The organism is Nonomuraea jiangxiensis (assembly GCF_900099965.1).
GTDB lineage: Bacteria > Actinomycetota > Actinomycetes > Streptosporangiales > Streptosporangiaceae > Nonomuraea > Nonomuraea jiangxiensis.
In genome coordinates, this window is sequence record NZ_FNDJ01000010.1 from 99,133 (window position 1) to 113,513 (window position 14,381).

Annotated in this window: 20 protein-coding genes; 15 read left to right on the forward strand and 5 right to left on the reverse strand. The window is 71.6% G+C overall.

All coding sequences use genetic code 11. The features are described from left to right. Nucleotides 1-11: 11 nt before the first annotated feature. Genes BLS95_RS22305 through hypE form a run of 12 tightly spaced genes read left to right on the forward strand, consistent with a single transcriptional unit; the run spans nt 12 to nt 8,674 of the window. Nucleotides 12-1,817: a nickel-dependent hydrogenase large subunit gene (locus BLS95_RS22305; protein ID WP_245765206.1), complete on the forward strand. Its 1,806-nt coding sequence runs from the start codon at nt 12-14 to the stop codon at nt 1,815-1,817. 12 nt (nt 1,818-1,829) lie between these two features. Then, nucleotides 1,830-2,360, forward strand: a complete 531-nt coding sequence (locus BLS95_RS22310) for a hypothetical protein (protein ID WP_090934315.1) — start codon at nt 1,830-1,832, stop codon at nt 2,358-2,360. After that, the gene (locus BLS95_RS22315; RefSeq protein WP_218135920.1) at nt 2,357-3,019 is read left to right on the forward strand and encodes a DUF5947 family protein; all 663 of its coding nucleotides are present in this window, start codon (nt 2,357-2,359) and stop codon (nt 3,017-3,019) included. The genes BLS95_RS22310 and BLS95_RS22315 overlap by 4 nt, the downstream gene beginning before the upstream one ends. Beyond that, on the forward strand, nt 3,016-3,234 hold the full coding sequence (locus BLS95_RS22320; RefSeq protein ID WP_090934321.1) for a hypothetical protein: 219 nt from the start codon (nt 3,016-3,018) through the stop codon (nt 3,232-3,234). Before BLS95_RS22315 ends, BLS95_RS22320 begins: the two co-directional genes overlap by 4 nt. Before the next feature lie 5 nt (nt 3,235-3,239). Next, a complete protein-coding gene (locus BLS95_RS22325) occupies nt 3,240-3,884 on the forward strand; it encodes a DUF6084 family protein (protein WP_090934324.1) in 645 nt (214 codons plus the stop codon). 6 nt (nt 3,885-3,890) lie between these two features. Continuing rightward, a complete protein-coding gene (locus BLS95_RS22330; RefSeq protein WP_176993328.1) occupies nt 3,891-4,826 on the forward strand; it encodes a hypothetical protein in 936 nt (311 codons plus the stop codon). Continuing rightward, nucleotides 4,823-5,698, forward strand: coding sequence for a hydrogenase maturation protease (locus BLS95_RS56955; protein ID WP_218135921.1), 876 nt, complete (start codon nt 4,823-4,825; stop codon nt 5,696-5,698). Before BLS95_RS22330 ends, BLS95_RS56955 begins: the two co-directional genes overlap by 4 nt. 11 nt (nt 5,699-5,709) lie before the next feature. Next, nucleotides 5,710-5,817: a DUF6893 family small protein gene (locus tag BLS95_RS59845; protein WP_425434745.1), complete on the forward strand. Its 108-nt coding sequence runs from the start codon at nt 5,710-5,712 to the stop codon at nt 5,815-5,817. Nucleotides 5,818-5,824: 7 nt separating this feature from the next. Next, the gene (locus BLS95_RS22340; protein WP_090934326.1) at nt 5,825-6,190 is read left to right on the forward strand and encodes a hydrogenase maturation nickel metallochaperone HypA/HybF; all 366 of its coding nucleotides are present in this window, start codon (nt 5,825-5,827) and stop codon (nt 6,188-6,190) included. Next, the gene (locus tag BLS95_RS22345; protein WP_090934329.1) at nt 6,168-6,440 is read left to right on the forward strand and encodes a HypC/HybG/HupF family hydrogenase formation chaperone; all 273 of its coding nucleotides are present in this window, start codon (nt 6,168-6,170) and stop codon (nt 6,438-6,440) included. Before BLS95_RS22340 ends, BLS95_RS22345 begins: the two co-directional genes overlap by 23 nt. 9 nt (nt 6,441-6,449) lie before the next feature. Continuing rightward, entirely contained in the window at nt 6,450-7,604 is a 1,155-nt protein-coding gene (gene hypD / locus BLS95_RS22350) for a hydrogenase formation protein HypD (RefSeq protein WP_090934332.1), read from the forward strand. Beyond that, nucleotides 7,601-8,674, forward strand: coding sequence for a hydrogenase expression/formation protein HypE (gene hypE / locus BLS95_RS22355; RefSeq protein WP_090934335.1), 1,074 nt, complete (start codon nt 7,601-7,603; stop codon nt 8,672-8,674). Before hypD ends, hypE begins: the two co-directional genes overlap by 4 nt. A 20-nt stretch (nt 8,675-8,694) precedes the next feature. Here hypE and BLS95_RS22360 read toward each other — a convergent pair whose 3' ends face one another. The 3 genes from BLS95_RS22360 to BLS95_RS22370 are packed head-to-tail and all read right to left on the reverse strand — an operon-like array spanning nt 8,695 to nt 10,023. After that, on the reverse strand, nt 8,695-9,297 hold the full coding sequence (locus BLS95_RS22360; RefSeq protein WP_245765207.1) for a D-sedoheptulose-7-phosphate isomerase: 603 nt from the start codon (nt 9,295-9,297) through the stop codon (nt 8,695-8,697). Between the two features lie 16 nt (nt 9,298-9,313). Further along, on the reverse strand, nt 9,314-9,559 hold the full coding sequence (locus BLS95_RS22365) for a HypC/HybG/HupF family hydrogenase formation chaperone (RefSeq protein ID WP_090934341.1): 246 nt from the start codon (nt 9,557-9,559) through the stop codon (nt 9,314-9,316). Continuing rightward, nucleotides 9,556-10,023 carry a phosphoheptose isomerase family protein gene (locus BLS95_RS22370; RefSeq protein ID WP_090934344.1) on the reverse strand — a complete coding sequence of 156 codons (468 nt, stop codon included), beginning with the start codon at nt 10,021-10,023 and terminating at the stop codon, nt 9,556-9,558. Before BLS95_RS22370 ends, BLS95_RS22365 begins: the two co-directional genes overlap by 4 nt. A 234-nt stretch (nt 10,024-10,257) precedes the next feature. On the opposite strand from BLS95_RS22370, the gene BLS95_RS22375 reads away from it, so the two are divergent. Beyond that, nucleotides 10,258-11,382, forward strand: coding sequence for a cobalamin-independent methionine synthase II family protein (locus BLS95_RS22375; protein ID WP_090934348.1), 1,125 nt, complete (start codon nt 10,258-10,260; stop codon nt 11,380-11,382). A 60-nt stretch (nt 11,383-11,442) separates the two neighbouring features. Here BLS95_RS22375 and BLS95_RS22380 read toward each other — a convergent pair whose 3' ends face one another. Then, a complete protein-coding gene (locus BLS95_RS22380) occupies nt 11,443-12,135 on the reverse strand; it encodes a DUF4232 domain-containing protein (RefSeq protein ID WP_143043835.1) in 693 nt (230 codons plus the stop codon). A 170-nt stretch (nt 12,136-12,305) separates the two neighbouring features. Here BLS95_RS22380 and BLS95_RS22385 point away from each other — a divergent pair, with 170 nt between their 5' ends. Continuing rightward, entirely contained in the window at nt 12,306-12,932 is a 627-nt protein-coding gene (locus BLS95_RS22385; RefSeq protein WP_090934973.1) for an NADPH-dependent F420 reductase, read from the forward strand. A gap of 18 nt (nt 12,933-12,950) precedes the next feature. Here BLS95_RS22385 and BLS95_RS22390 read toward each other — a convergent pair whose 3' ends face one another. Next, nucleotides 12,951-13,352, reverse strand: coding sequence for a winged helix-turn-helix transcriptional regulator (locus BLS95_RS22390; protein WP_090934353.1), 402 nt, complete (start codon nt 13,350-13,352; stop codon nt 12,951-12,953). Between the two features lie 85 nt (nt 13,353-13,437). Here BLS95_RS22390 and BLS95_RS22395 point away from each other — a divergent pair, with 85 nt between their 5' ends. Continuing rightward, nucleotides 13,438-14,316 (forward strand): Rossmann-fold NAD(P)-binding domain-containing protein, encoded by an 879-nt coding sequence (locus tag BLS95_RS22395; protein ID WP_090934356.1) that lies wholly within the window; start codon nt 13,438-13,440, stop codon nt 14,314-14,316. Nucleotides 14,317-14,381: the final 65 nt, after the last annotated feature.

Consider the following 14,381-nt stretch of genomic DNA (forward strand, 5'->3'; position numbering starts at 1 on the left):
AGAGCGGCAAGGTGGCAACGCGTACCACGGGACGGCGCGAGAAGGCGGGCACCACTCGCGAGCTGGTGGAGATGTCCTGGGACCCGATCACCAGGATCATCGGCAACCTCGGCATCTACACCAAGATCGACTTCAAGAATCGCGAGGTGGTCGAGTGCAGGAGCACCTCGTCGCTGTTCCGCGGCTACAGCGTGTTCATGAAGGGCAAGGACCCGCGTGACGCGCACTTCATCACCAGCCGCATCTGCGGCATCTGCGGCGACAACCACGCGACCTGCTCGATCTACGCCCAGAACATGGCCTACGGCGTCAAACCGCCGCCGCTGGCCGAGTGGATCATCAATCTCGGCGAGGCCGCCGAGTACATGTTCGACCACACCCTCTTCCAGGACAACCTGGTCTTCGTCGACTACTGCGAGCAGATGGTCAAGGAGACCAACCCGAGCCTGCTGCGCCGGGCGGAGACGGCCGAGGCTCCCAGCGCCGCGATCCACGGCTACCGCACGATCGCCGACATCATGCGCGCGTTCAACCCGTTCAGCGGGGAGGTGTACCGCGAGGCGCTCCAGGTCAGCAGGGTCACCAGGGAGATGTGCTGCCTGATGGAGGGCAGGCACGTACACCCCTCGACGCTCTACCCGGGCGGTGTGGGCACCGTCGCGACGCCCCAGGTGTTCACCGACTACCTGGCGCGCCTGCTGAAGGTGCTCGACTTCGTCAAGAAGGCCGTCCCGATGAACGACGACCTCTTCGACTTCTTCTACGAGGCGCTGCCCGGCTACGAGGAGGTCGGCCGGCGGCGGGTGATGCTCGGCTGCTGGGGCGCCTTCCAGGACCCGGCGGTCGTCGACTACGACTACCGGAACATGAACGAGTGGGGCCGGAACATGTTCGTCACGCCCGGCATCGTGCTGGACGGCGAACTGCTGACGACGAAGCTGGTGGACATCAACCTCGGCATCAGGATCCTGCTGGGCAGCTCCTACTACGACGACTGGCAGTCCGAGGAGACCTTCGTCACCCACGACCCGCTCGGCAACCCGGTCGACCAGCGCCACCCATGGAACCAGACGACGCTGCCCAAGCCGCAGAAGCGCGACCTCGAACACGGCAACTACAGCTGGGTCATGAGCCCCCGCTGGTACGACTCCCGCTCCGGCGACCACCTGGCCCTCGACACCGGCGGCGGCCCGCTGGCCCGGCTGTGGTCCACGGCGCTGGCCCGCCTGGTCGACACCGGCACGGTGCGGGCCACCGGCGACGGCGTGGAGATCAACCTGCCCAAGAGCGCGGCCTTCCCGGAGATGCAGCTGAAGTGGAACGTGCCGCGCTGGTCCAACACCATCGAGCGCAACCGCGCCCGCGCCTACTTCGTCGCGTACGCGGCCGCGATGGCGGTCCACTTCGTCGAGCAGGCGATGGGCGAGGTCAGGGCCGGGCGCACGCAGGTGTTCAGCGACTTCGAGGTGCCCGAGGAGGGGATCGGCTGCGGCTTCCACGAGGCGGTACGCGGGGTGCTGTCGCACCACATGGTGATCAGGGACGGCAAGATCGCCAACTACCACCCGTACCCGCCGACCCCGTGGAACGCCAGCCCGCGCGACGTGCACGGGGTGCCGGGGCCGTACGAGGACGCGGTGCAGGGGCTGCCGATCTTCGAGGAGAACGGCCCCGACTCGTTCAAGGGCATCGACATCATGCGTACCGTGCGCAGCTTCGACCCGTGTCTGCCCTGCGGCGTCCACATGTACCTGGGCGACGGCAAGGAGCTCAAGCAGGTGCACTCGCCGACGTTCGGCGCGGGCGTCTCCGGCTGAGGGGACGATCGCATGAACGAGCGCATCGGCAGGATCGAGTCCATGCTCGAACAGGCCGGCCCGGCCGCGGCCGAGCTCGTCAAGGAGCTGCTCGACCTGTACGGCGAGGGCCTGGCGCGGGTGATGGCGGCCGTGGGGGAGGAGCAGGCGCTCCGGCTGGCGACCGACGAGCTGGTCTCGTCCCTGCTCCTGCTGCACGACCTGCACCCGCTGGACACCCGCGCCCGGGTGGAGTCGGCACTGGCCGGGACCTCCGCCGAGGTGCTCGTCGTCGAGGAGGACTGGGTACGCCTGCGGCTCCGCCCGACCGGCTGCCACTCCGCCCCGGCCGAGCCGGCCCTGCGCGAGGCGGTAAGGAACGCGGCCCCGGAGATCGAGCACGTCGAGATCGAGGTCGAGGCGGCGGCGTCCACCCTGATCCCGATCGAGAGCCTGACCGTCCGCCGCGGCCCGGCCGTACGCTCTGACGTGACCGAGCGGTCCGACGCGGTAGTGCGTTCCGACGCCACCGTGCGGCCTGGGCCGCGGGCGTCGGCGCCGTGAGCGGCGGCCGGTTGCGCCTGCTGGCCACCCAGGCACGCCAGCGGGAGCAGGCCGAGGCGCGCGAGCGGGAGGAGGCCCGCCGCCCGCGATGCGAGCTGTGCGGCGAACCGCTGCCCACCGACCACCGCCACCTGCTGGAGCTGCCCGCCCGCGAGCCGCGCTGCGCCTGCCGGGCGTGTCAGCTGCTGTTCGACCACGCCGCCACCGGCGCGGGCCACTACCGCCTGCTGCCGGACCGGCGCCTGCGGCTGAGCGGGCTCACCGTGGACGACCAGACCTGGGCCCGGCTGCGCACCCCGGTACGCATGGTGTTCCTGGTGCAGGAGGAGGCCGCCGGGCAGATCGTCCAGTTCTACCCGAGCCCGGCCGGGCCGGTGCGGGCCACCGTGGACCGGTCCGCCTGGGAGCTGCTGCGGAGCGCCCACCCGGACCTCGCGGGGCTGCTCCCGGACGTGGAGGCCCTGCTGCTCGACCGCGACCGGGGCGCCTGGATCGTCCCCGTGGACGACTGTTACGCGCTCGCCGGCACGATCCGGGCCCACTGGCGGGGGATGACGGGCGGCCCCGGCGTCCGCGAGCACATCAGCCGATTCTTCACCGACCTCGACGCCCGGTGCGTCACCGTACCGGCCGCCGGCAACGACAGGAGCCCAGCGTGAACAGGAAACAGCCGATCAGGACGGGCCACCGCGACGTCCGCCCCGACGCGCCCGCCCACGTCAAAGGCGTCAAGGAGGGCAACGCCCTGGGCAACTACGACAAGCAGTCCGGGCACCTGCCGGACGGCCGCTCCACGGCCGAGCGCTCGACCGGTATCAACCCCCGCAAGCACGACCCGATCGAACCCGACATGCCCAACCTGTCACCCGCCTGATCGCGATGTCACCGACCTCACCCGAGCTGAAGATCGAGGTCCGCGATGCGGTGGCGGCCGAACCCGCCGCCGCACCGGCCCTCAGCTTCCCGCTGCGCATCGACGCCACCCCGGGGGTGCGGATCCGCGCGCTCACGCTGTCCACGCAGCTCCGCATCGACGCGCCCGCCCGCGCCTACGACGAGCACTCCCAGCGGCGGCTCAAGGAGCTGTTCGGCGAGCCGGAGAGCTGGGGACGCAACCTGTCCAGCCTGCTGTGGACGCAGACGGTGACCCACGTGCCCGCCTTCACCGGCAGCACCGTGGCGCCGATCACCGTCCCCTGCACCTATGACTTCGACGTGGCCGCGGCCAAATACCTGCACAACCTGCCCGACGGCGAGGTGCCGCTGCGCTTCCTGTTCACCGGCACCGTCTTCTATCTGGACGGGGACCGGCTGCAGGCGGCGCACCTGCCGTGGGACACCGAGGCGGACTTCCGCATGCCGGTGACCGTGTGGCAGGACCTGATGGAGCGCCACTTCCCGCGCACCGCCTGGATCCGCCTGGAGCGCGACACGTTCGACCGCCTGTACGCGCACCGGGTCCGGCACACCCTGCTCGGCTGGGACGACGCGGTGCGGTCGCTGCTGGAGACGAGCGGAGGCTGACGACCCATGGACCAGGTCAGGCAGATCGCGCAGGCCGTGCTGTACGAGGGCTACCTGCTGTGGCCGTACCGCGCCTCGGCGCTGAAGAACCGGCACCGCTGGACGATCGGCGGCGTGCACCCCGAGGCGTACGGGCGGGCTCACGACGGGAACCCGTGGCTGATGCATACCGAATGCCTCGTCGAGGCCGAGCCGCGCGACCAGGTGGACGTACGTGTGCGGTTCCTGCACGTGGTGTCGCACGCCGCCGACGGAACGCCCGGGCAGGAGGCGCGGGAGCGCGAGGTGAAGCTCGCGGGACTCGTCCTGGAGGACCTGTCGCACGCCCCCGCCGGCACGGAGATCGACCTCCCGGCCGGGACGGAACGCCGGACGGCGGACCCGGCCCGAGGGGAGGAGGTGTACTCCTGGGAGGCGCTGAACGGCCGGATCGAGGCCGGCGCGCAGCAGTTGGCCCCCGGCCTGTTCCGGCTCACCGTCGAGGTGGTCAACACCACGCCCTGGGACGGCGGCACCCGCGACGAGGCCCTCCAGCGCACGCTGGTCTCCGCGCACACCGTGCTGCACGCGCCGCGCGCCAGGTTCGTCTCGCTCATGGACCCGCCGCCGGAGCTGCGCGTCCACGTCGAGTCCTGCCACAACGTCGGTGCCTGGCCGGTGCTGGCCGGCCCGGACGGCGACCGGCACACCGTGCTCGCCTCGCCGATCATTCTCTACGACCACCCGCGGATCTCCCCGGAGAGCCCCGGCGACCTGTTCGACGCCACCGAGATCGACCAGCTCCTCACGCTGAGCGTGCTCGCCCTCAGCGAACAGGAGCAGCAGGAGATCCGCGACGGTGACCCCCGGGGCCGCGAGATCCTCGACCGCTGCACCGCGCTCACACCGGAGCAGCTGATGCGGCTGCACGGCCTCATGCGCAGGACGGGAGCACACACGTGAACGGCTTCTGGACCCGGATGGCCAGGCGCGGCCCCGGCGAGGTGCTCGTCTCCGGCGTACTGGTCGGCCCAGGCAGCCGCGTCCGCCTGCACCCCAAAACAAGCCCAACAGCGTCGAGCCCAACAACACAGGGCCCGACAGCACCGAGCCCGACAGGCAGGGCCGACATCTTCGACCTCGTGCTCGACGGCCGCGTGGCGATCGTGGAGAGCGTCGAGCAGGACGACGAGGGCATCCTGTACGTCGCGGTCACGCTGGACGACGACCCGGGCCGCGACCTGGGCGAGGCCCGCCTGCCAGGCCACCGCTTCTTCTACTCCGTTGACGAGATCGAGCCGCTGGGCGAGCCGGGGGAGCGCCTGACCGGCCGCGTCCTGGTCGCCGGCATCGGCAACGTCTTCCTCGGGGACGACGGCTTCGGCGTCGAGGTGGTCCGCCGCCTGGCGGAGGAGCCCGCCCTCCCGGGCGTGGACGTGGTCGACTTCGGCATCCGCGGCATGGACCTGGCCTACGCCCTGCAACGCGACTACGCGGCCGTGATCTTCGTGGACGCGGCCGCACGCGGCCACGCCCCAGGCACGCTCACCGTCCTGGACCCCGACCTGCCGGACGTCGCGGACGGCAGTGCCGGCGCGCCGGTGGAGACCCACGGCATGGACCCCGTCCGGGTGCTGTGGCTGGCCCGGACGCTCGGCCGCGTACCCGATCGGGTCCGGGTGGTCTGCTGCGAGCCGGCGACGGTCGAGGAGGCGCTGTTCGAGCTCAGCGAGCCGGTACGCGCGATGATCGGCGAAGCGGCGAACCTAGTGAAGTCCCTGGTTATGGACATGATTACGGAAAACACCGGCCCGAGCGCTCGGGCCCCGCAGTGAGGTGATGTGAGATGTGGAAGTCACGCGTGGTGACGTTGCTCGTGCTCTGCGGGCTGGCGGCGTTCGTCGCCCACCAGTGGCCGCAGATTCACCGGTACCTGAAGATGGAGCGGATGTAGGGGCAGCATGCATGAGATCGGGATGTGCGAGGGCCTCGTCGAGCTGATCCAGCAGCAAGGGGCAGGCAGGCAGGTCACGGCCGCCCGGGTGCGTGTCGGCGCCCGGCACGCCGTCGTGGACGCCGCCTTCGAGCAGGCCTTCGCGCTCGCCGCGGCGGGCACCCCCGTCCAGGACGCGACGGTGGAGCTGGTCGTCACTCCGATGACGATCGGTTGCCGCGCGTGCGGCGGCCGTTCCAAGTCGGTGGACGTGCTGGCCGCCTGCCCGCACTGCGGCGACGACGCCGTGGAGCTCAGCGGCGGCGACGAACTGGTCCTGGAGTCGGTCACCTTCGTCGAGGAGGTGCCCGGTGTGTCTCGGCATCCCCGGTGAGCTGGTCGAGTTCGTCGAGGAGCCGAGCGACCTGGCCGTGGTGGAGGTCGGCGGCGTGCGCCGGCGCATCAACATCGGCCTGCTCGCCGACGAGCGGCTGCAGCCGGGCGACTGGGTGCTCGTGCACGTCGGGTTCGCGCTGTCCAAGATCTCCGAACGGGAGGCGCAGGCGGTGCTCGACTACCTACAGGAGCTCGGGCAGCCGTACGAGGACGAGCTTGAAGCGCTGCGCGCCTCGGACGGCGCTTGAGGGGGACGGATGCGTTTCGTCGATGAGTATCGCGACGCCGACCGGGCGCGGGCCCTGGGCGAGCGGATCGCCGCCGCCTGCCGGCCGGGACGCCGGTACACGTTCATGGAGGTGTGCGGCGGCCACACCCACACGATCTACAAGCACGGCCTGGAGGACCACCTGCCGCCCGAGGTGAACCTCGTGCACGGCCCGGGCTGCCCGGTCTGCGTGATCCCGATGGGCCGGGTGGACGACGCCATCCACATCGCCCGCCAGCCGGACGTGATCATGACGTCGTTCGGCGACATGATGCGGGTGCCCGGCGGGTCGGGCAGCTTCCTGGACGCCAAGGCGGAGGGCGCCGACATCCGGATGGTGTACTCGCCGCTGGACGCGCTCAAGATCGCGCGGGCCAATCCGGACCGGCGGGTCGTGTTCATGGCCATCGGCTTCGAGACCACCGCGCCGTCCACCGCCGTGACCGTGTTGCGCGCGGCGGCCGAGGGCCTGTCGAACTTCTCCGTCTTCTGCAACCACGTCCTGATCATTCCGGCGATCAAGGCCATCCTCGACTCGCCGGACCTGCGCCTCGACGGGTTCATCGGTCCCGGGCACGTGTCGGCGGTGATCGGCTGCCAGCCGTACGAGTTCATCGCCCACGACTACGGCAAACCGATGGTGGTCGCCGGGTTCGAGCCGCTGGACATCCTCACCTCGGTGCACATGCTGCTCGGCCAGCTCGCCGAGGGCCGCTGCCAGGTGGAGAACCAGTACGCCCGCGTGGTGCCCTGGCACGGCAACCGCGTCGCCCTGTCGGCCATCGGCCAGGTGATGCGGCTGCGCCCGCACTTCGAGTGGCGCGGGCTCGGCTTCATCGCGCACTCCGCGCTGGCCATGGCGGAGGACTACGCGGCCTTCGACGCCGAACGCGTCTTCGACCTGCCCGGGGTACGCGTCGCCGACCCCAGGTCGTGCCAGTGCGGCGAGGTGCTCAAGGGGGTGCTCAAGCCGTGGGAGTGCAAGGTCTTCGGCACCGCCTGCACGCCCGAGACGCCGATCGGCACCTGCATGGTGTCCTCGGAGGGGGCCTGCGCCGCGTACTACAACTTCGGGCGCTTCTCCCGGGAACGCATGCGTGCGGCGGCCGATGAGCCGCTGGCGGGGGAGGCGAGCCGGGCATGAGCCGCGAACAGCAGGTACTCGACCGCATCGAGCGGGTCCGGCGGCGCAAGCCCGTGGTCCGGGAGGAGCGCATCACGCTCGCCCACGGGGCCGGCGGCAAGGCCACCCACACCCTGATCGAGGCGGTCTTCCTGGAGGCGTTCCGCAATCCGCTGCTCGCGCCCCTGGACGACGGCGCGATCCTGCGGCTGGAGGACGCCCGCGCGGCCTTCACCACCGACTCGTTCGTGGTCTCGCCGCTGTTCTTCCCCGGCGGGGACATCGGCGACCTGGCCGTCAACGGCACCGTGAACGACCTGGCCATGTGCGGCGCCCGGCCCTGCCACCTGTCGGCCGGCTTCATCCTGGAGGAGGGCTTCCCGGTCGCCGACCTGCGGCGCGTCACCGCCTCCATGGCCGCCGCCGCGGCAGCCGCCGAGGTGACGATCGTCACCGGGGACACCAAGGTCGTCCCGCGCGGTAAGGGCGACGGCTGCTACATCACCACGGCCGGGGTCGGGCTGATCGAGCAGCCGGTCACGCTGACCGCCGCGGGCGCGCGGCCGGGCGACGCCGTCATCGTGTCCGGCCCGATCGGCGCGCACGGCGCCGCCATCATGCTGGCCAGGGGCGACTTCGACATAGAAGCCCCGATCACCTCCGACACCGCGTCGCTGCACGGCATCGTCGCGGACCTGCTGCGGGCGATCCCGCAGCACGTCAGAACCCTGCGCGACGCCACCAGGGGCGGCATCGCCACGGTAATCAACGAGGTGGCCGTCGCCTCGGAGGTGGCCGTCGTGCTGCAGGAGGAGAAGATCCCGGTACGCCCCGAGGTCACCGGCGTCTGCGAGCTCCTCGGCCTCGACCCCCTCTACGTGGCCTGCGAGGGCCGCTTCGTGACGGTCGTCGACGGCGAGCACGCCGCCCAGGCCCTCGACACGCTCCGCGGGCACCCGCTGGGTTCGGAGGCCGAGATCATCGGCACCGTCGCGGACGACCCGCCCGGCCTGGTCCTGCTGCGTACCACGTTCGGCGGCACCCGGGTGGTGGACGTCCTGGTCGGCGACCCTCTACCCCGCATCTGCTGACCCCGGCCCACCGAGACCCGCTATTTTGCGACCTCTGCCGACACCAGCTCCGCCAGCACGTGGTAGAGCGTCGCCTGCGCCTCCTGGATACGGTGCACCGACGCGGACGGGACCACGAACAGGTGCTCGGCCAGCCGGTCCGCGGCCATCCGCCCGCCCCCCGACCCGGCGAATCCGACCGTCACCATCCGCCGGTCACCGGCCTGCGCCAGCCCCCGCGCCACGTTCGCCGACCCGCCGCTCGTGGACAGGGCGCAGGCGATGTCGCCCGCCCCGCCCAGCGCCGCGATCTGCCGGGCGAACACCACGTCGAACCCGACGTCGTTGCCCAGCGCCGTCACCAGCGCCGAGTCGTCGGCCAGCGACACCGCGGGCAGGCCACGCCCGGTGAACAGCGCGGCCATCGACCGCGCGTCCGTACTGCTGCCCCCGTTGCCGAAGGCGAACAGCCGCCCGCCGCCCCGGAAGGCCGCGGCCATCGCCGCCGCGGCCACCCCCAGCGCCGGCGACAGCTCGCCGAGCACCCGCCGCCGCAACTCCAGGCTCTCTCGCGCCTTGGCCTCGGTGGACGCCCGCAGGTCAAGCGGATCCCGCCGCAGAAACGGATACAGCGTCCCCGTCACGGCTTCCCCCCTCCGCTCACGGCGACGTGTCGTCACCGATCCCGTCCTCGATCACCACTATGGCCTCGCCGGCGTGCACCAGCACGGTGTCGCCGACCCGCGCCGCCACCAGCGCCACGCTGATCTCCTCGGTCCCCGAACCGGTGTCCACCAGGGCCAGCCCCGCCGGCAACAGGCTCACCACCCGCACCTGGACCGCGATGTCACCGCACGTCAGGCAGGAGGACTCGCAGACCGCCCCGTCCTCCGGCCGCCCGCTCACGAGCCCGCCTCCTGGAACACGTGGACCAGCTCCCACAGCAGGTGGTACATCGTGATGTGGATCTCCCGGGCGACCAGCGGATCGTCACTCCGCGCGACCAGCGGGTGATCGGCCTCAGCACACGCCTCGTTCGCCGTCAGCGCGACGGTCAGCATGCCGAGCCCCCGGGCGACGACGAGGTCACCCGCGGCGGGCCGGATCCCCACGGCGATGTCCCCGGCCCGGCCCAGCACCGGCAGCAGGGCGGGCTCGCCACCCAGGCAGAACGCCGGAAGCGCGCGCTTGCCCACGATCACCGGATGGGTGAACTCCACCGCGACGTGCGCCGCGTCCGCGGCCCCGCCGAAGGCCAGCAGCCTGCCACCGCCCCGGAACCGCTCGGACATGGCGGCCGCGGCCTCGATGACCGCGCCGGCGTCGTCCACCAGCGCCGTCCCCGCGGCCTCACGGACCCGATCGAGCACTCCGGCCCTCCTGCCTCCCGATGCACGACATCGCCCATTCCACCCTGGCCCGCCACAGACAGTGAGATGTTGCCCGCCACGGATTCGGCAAGGTCCCGGCAAGATTCGCCAGCCACCACCTAACGCGCGGGGGTGGACGACCTACGTAGATCAGCGGAAAGTGATGGTTGACCGTCGGCCGCACGGCCGGCGCGGATACCACGTTCTCCCGCGTACCGACCTCGAGGAGGAAGTATGCCCGCGACCCACCACGCCGAGCACGTGGGAAGCCTCCTGCGGCCGCCCGAACTGCTGGAGGCCCGGCACGCGTGCGAGCGTGGCTACATGACCGGGGAGGAGCTGGCGCGACTGGAGGACGACGCGGCGCTGGCCGCGATCAAGCTGCAGCGCGAGGCCGGGATCGAGGTCTTCACCGACGGCGAGGTCCGGCGGGCCACCTGGATGGCCGGCCTGCTGGAGTCGCTCGGCGGCGTGGTGTCCGTCCGGCTGCCCGAGGGAGGCTGGTTCCGCGAGGACGGCGCCCCACGGTACGAGGACACCGTCTGGGACATGGTGGCCACGAACGCCAAGCTCACCCAGAAGCGGAACCTCACCTTCACCGAGGCCGACTTCCTGGCCAGGCACGCCCCCGGCCAGTTCAAGATCACAATGATGAGCTCGTCCATGGGCAACCTCCTGTGGCGCCCCGACCTCAGCCTGGCGGCCTACCCCACACCCGCCGACATGGTGCGCGACCTCGTCGCCCTGCGCATCAACGAGATCAAGGGGCTGCTGGAGCGCGGCGTGACCTGGATCCAGCTCGACTCGCTGGGCTACAACCACGTCATCGACCCCGAGTTCCGCATGCGCCTGCTCGGCCCCGACGGCCCCGGCCCGGACGGCATCCTCGACATGACGATCGCGGTGGACACCGAAGTCGTACGCGCCGCCAAGGCCATGAACCCCGACGTCACGGTCGGCATGCACATCTGCCGGGGCAACAACCGCAGCGCCTGGATGTCCAGGGGCGGCTACGAGCCCATCGCGGAACGCCTGTTCGGCGAGGTCCCGGTGGACCGCTTCCTGCTGGAGTACGACACCGACCGCGCGGGCGGCTTCGAACCGCTGCGCTTCGTCCCCGACGGCACCACGGTGGTCCTCGGCCTGGTCTCCTCCAAGACCCCTCACCTGGAATCCCCGGACGAGCTGAGCCGGCGCATCGACGAGGCCGCCAAGTACGTACCCCTGGAGAACCTGGCCCTCAGCCCCCAGTGCGGCTTCGCCTCCACCGCCAGGGGCAACCTGCTGACCATCGACGATCAACGCCGCAAGCTGGAGCTGGTCGCGAACACCGCCAGGCAGGTCTGGGGCGGCGCGTAGCCCCCGGGAGGCCCGTGACGCCCCTGCCGAAGCGCAGCCGCTGGACCCCCCGGCGTGCTGTCACCAGGCGACGACGCCCTGCCTGCTGGGCTGAACGGTGCCGACCAGGAGTGACTTGAAGGTGATGCCGGACTGCTCCGGGTTCGGGAAGCCCTCCAGGGTCGCCGCCACGAGCGGCCCGCCCTTCGTGAGCCCGACCTTGACGGTGTTCCCGGCCGGGCAGTCAGCGGCTGCCTTGTCGCAGATCGTCCACTTGATACCGGCGAACGCCCCCGTACCCGGAGCCAGGTCGGCCGGCACCGATTCGCCCGGCTGGGCGACGTTCTTCGTCGGCACGGTCACCGTCTCGCCGGCGGCGTTCACCAGGGCGATCACCGGTCGGCCGGCCACCCCGCACGTACGGCTGGACGCGTTCGTGAGCTGGACGAGCGCCATCCGGCTGTCGCCCTCGCGTCGTTGCGGCTGCTCCGTGAGAGTCACCTCGATGTCCGTCGCCGCACACGCGGGCGACCCGCCCCCGCCGACCGGGGCATCGCTCTCGCTGGGAGCGTCACCAGCGCTCGGGGCGTCACTGGCCGAGGCGGACGTGACCGGTGAGGCCTCGTCCGAAGTGGGGCTCGCCGCCGCGGGCGTGACCGGCGAGGACGACCCGCACGCCGGGACACCGGCCAGCACCAGCACCCCCGCCACGGCGAGCGGCGCAACCGCCTTGGCACGACCGGCGGTCCAGCGGAACGTAGGACGTCGCAGCACCAGTTTCTCCCCAGGTCCGAGGCGCCGCATGGATGCACCACGACGCCGCGGCGAGATTAGCGCACCCGTTCCAAGGCGGACCCACCGGTGCCGCCGACGCCGGACCAGGCGCCCGCGCACCGCGCTGAGCTGGGGGAATACGCGCCGCCTGAGGCATTGTTGTGGCGCGCATGATTATCGGACTGGTCGGCAGCGGCTACATAGGCGGCACCCTGGCGAAGCTCGCCATCGACGCCGGACACACGGTGGTGCTGAGCAACTCGCGGGGCCCGGAGACACTCTCCGACCTCGTGGCAGAGCTCGGCCCGAGCGCACGGGCGGCGACGGCCGCGGAGGCGGCGGCCGCGGGCGACATTGTGGTGGTGACGATCCCGTTCGGCCGTTACCGGGAGGTCCCCGTCGAGCCGCTCGCGGGCAAGATCGTTATCGACACCAACAACTACTACCACGAGCGGGACGGGCGCTTCCCCGAGATCGACTCCGGCGAGACGTCCGACAGCGAACTGCTCGCCGCCCACCTGCCCACGTCCCGGGTGGTCAAGGCGTTCAATGCGATCTACTACCGCGACCTGGGCACGCAGGGCGTGCCGCGTGGCACCGAGGGCCGCCGCGCGCTCCCCATCGCGGGTGACGACCCCGAGGCGAAGCAGGCCGTCACCGAACTGATCGACTCCTTCGGCTTCGACGTCGTGGACGCGGGCCCGCTCAGCGAGGGCCGCCGCTTCACCCGGGACAAGCCTGCCTACGTGCAGGGTTACTCGGCCGAGGAGCTCAAGGAGGCCATCGCCAAGGGCTGAGCCGCGATCGGCGCCGGCTCAGGCGTCGCCCGCGTGTTCGGCGTCCCACTGCTCGCGGGCGTGGGCCATGGTGTCCTTGTACGCCCGCGACCAGTCCGCCAGCCGTTCGACCGCCTCGGCGAGGCTGCGGCCCATCGGCGTCAGCCGATATTCGACCTGCGGCGGAATCGTCGGGTGCGCCGTACGTTCGACCAGCCCGTCCCGCCACAGCCGCCGGGTGGTCAATGTCAGCATGCGCTGTGAGATGCCGGGGATCGCCCGATGCAGCTCCCTGAACCGCCTGACCCCCTTGCTCAGCTCCACGATGACCAGCACCGTCCACTTGTCGCCGATGCGGTCGAGCACGTCCCTGATCCCGCAGTCGTCGTCCCCGCAGGGGCCGTTGACCTGGGCGCTTACCTCCGTGTGCGTGGCGGACATGAAAGTGCCTCCTTATGGCGAGCACGGGCCGGGGCCCATGCTGGGGCGCGGTCCATCTGGAGTTTCACAGTAGGCGGTGTCTTAAATGATCATGGTGACGGGAGTCTCCGGAGCGCTCGGCGGCGCGATCCTCGACGGGCTGCGGCCGGTCGCGGGCGAGGCGCTGCTCGGGGCCAGTAGCAAGGGTGACGGGCAACCGGTCCGCCGCGCCGACTTCGACCGGCCCGAGACGCTGGCGGAGGCGTTCACGGGGGTGCGGGTGCTGGTGTTCGTCTCGGCCGGGTACGCCGAGGACGACGTCGTCCTGGCCCGCCACGGCGCCGTGATGCGGGCGGCGGCAGCGGCCGGCGTGGAGCACGTGATCTACACCAGCCTGGCGGGCTCGGGGGAGCGGCTGAGCATCGCGCTCGCGCACCGCTGGACCGAGGCCCGCCTGGCGGAGGCGCCCTTCGACGTGACCGTGCTGCGCAACGGGCTGTACGCCGAATTGGCGGCCGGGATGGCGCTGGCGGGCGCGGCCTCGGCAGCGCGGAGCGGGGTGTTCACGGCGCCGCTCGGGGACGGGCGGCTCTCCGTGGTGGCCCGTGCGGACCTGGCCGCCGTCGCCGTTCGCGTGGCGGCCGAGGCCTGGTCCGACGTGACCACGGGCGCACCCCGGCGGCACGCGGGGCGCACGTACGAGCTGGAAGGGGTCGACGCGGTCGGCGGTCACGACCTCGCGCGGGCACTGGCGGACGCCCTCGACCGGCCCGTCGACTACCGGACGGCGCCACTGGGCGAGCTCCGGCCGCTGCTGGCGGGGTTGGAGGCGTACCAGGCAGGACACACGATCTCGACGTTCGCGAACGTGAACGCGGGCCTGCTGGAGGCCACCCACAGCGACCTGCCCGCCCTCCTGGACACGCCACCGCTCCCGGTACGCGCCCTGATCACGGCGGCGGTGAAGGCGGGACTCCCCGCCTGACAACCCGCAGACCCCCCAGGCCGACCCCACCCCGCCACCCCATCCCGCAGAGTCCCCACGCGGCC

Bases quoted from the DNA above. Each gene is read 5' to 3' on its own strand.
- BLS95_RS22310 (WP_090934315.1), top strand. From the start codon at position 1,830: ATGAACGAGCGCATCGGCAGGATCGAGTCCATGCTCGAACAGGCCGGC.
- BLS95_RS22325 (WP_090934324.1), top strand. From the start codon at position 3,240: ATGTCACCGACCTCACCCGAGCTGAAGATCGAGGTCCGCGATGCGGTG.
- BLS95_RS22330 (WP_176993328.1), top strand. From the start codon at position 3,891: ATGGACCAGGTCAGGCAGATCGCGCAGGCCGTGCTGTACGAGGGCTAC.
- BLS95_RS59845 (WP_425434745.1), top strand. From the start codon at position 5,710: ATGTGGAAGTCACGCGTGGTGACGTTGCTCGTGCTCTGCGGGCTGGCG.
- BLS95_RS22340 (WP_090934326.1), top strand. From the start codon at position 5,825: ATGCATGAGATCGGGATGTGCGAGGGCCTCGTCGAGCTGATCCAGCAG.
- hypD (WP_090934332.1), top strand. From the start codon at position 6,450: ATGCGTTTCGTCGATGAGTATCGCGACGCCGACCGGGCGCGGGCCCTG.
- hypE (WP_090934335.1), top strand. From the start codon at position 7,601: ATGAGCCGCGAACAGCAGGTACTCGACCGCATCGAGCGGGTCCGGCGG.
- BLS95_RS22375 (WP_090934348.1), top strand. From the start codon at position 10,258: ATGCCCGCGACCCACCACGCCGAGCACGTGGGAAGCCTCCTGCGGCCG.
- BLS95_RS22385 (WP_090934973.1), top strand. From the start codon at position 12,306: ATGATTATCGGACTGGTCGGCAGCGGCTACATAGGCGGCACCCTGGCG.
- BLS95_RS22390 (WP_090934353.1), bottom strand. From the start codon at position 13,352: ATGTCCGCCACGCACACGGAGGTAAGCGCCCAGGTCAACGGCCCCTGC.
- BLS95_RS22395 (WP_090934356.1), top strand. From the start codon at position 13,438: ATGATCATGGTGACGGGAGTCTCCGGAGCGCTCGGCGGCGCGATCCTC.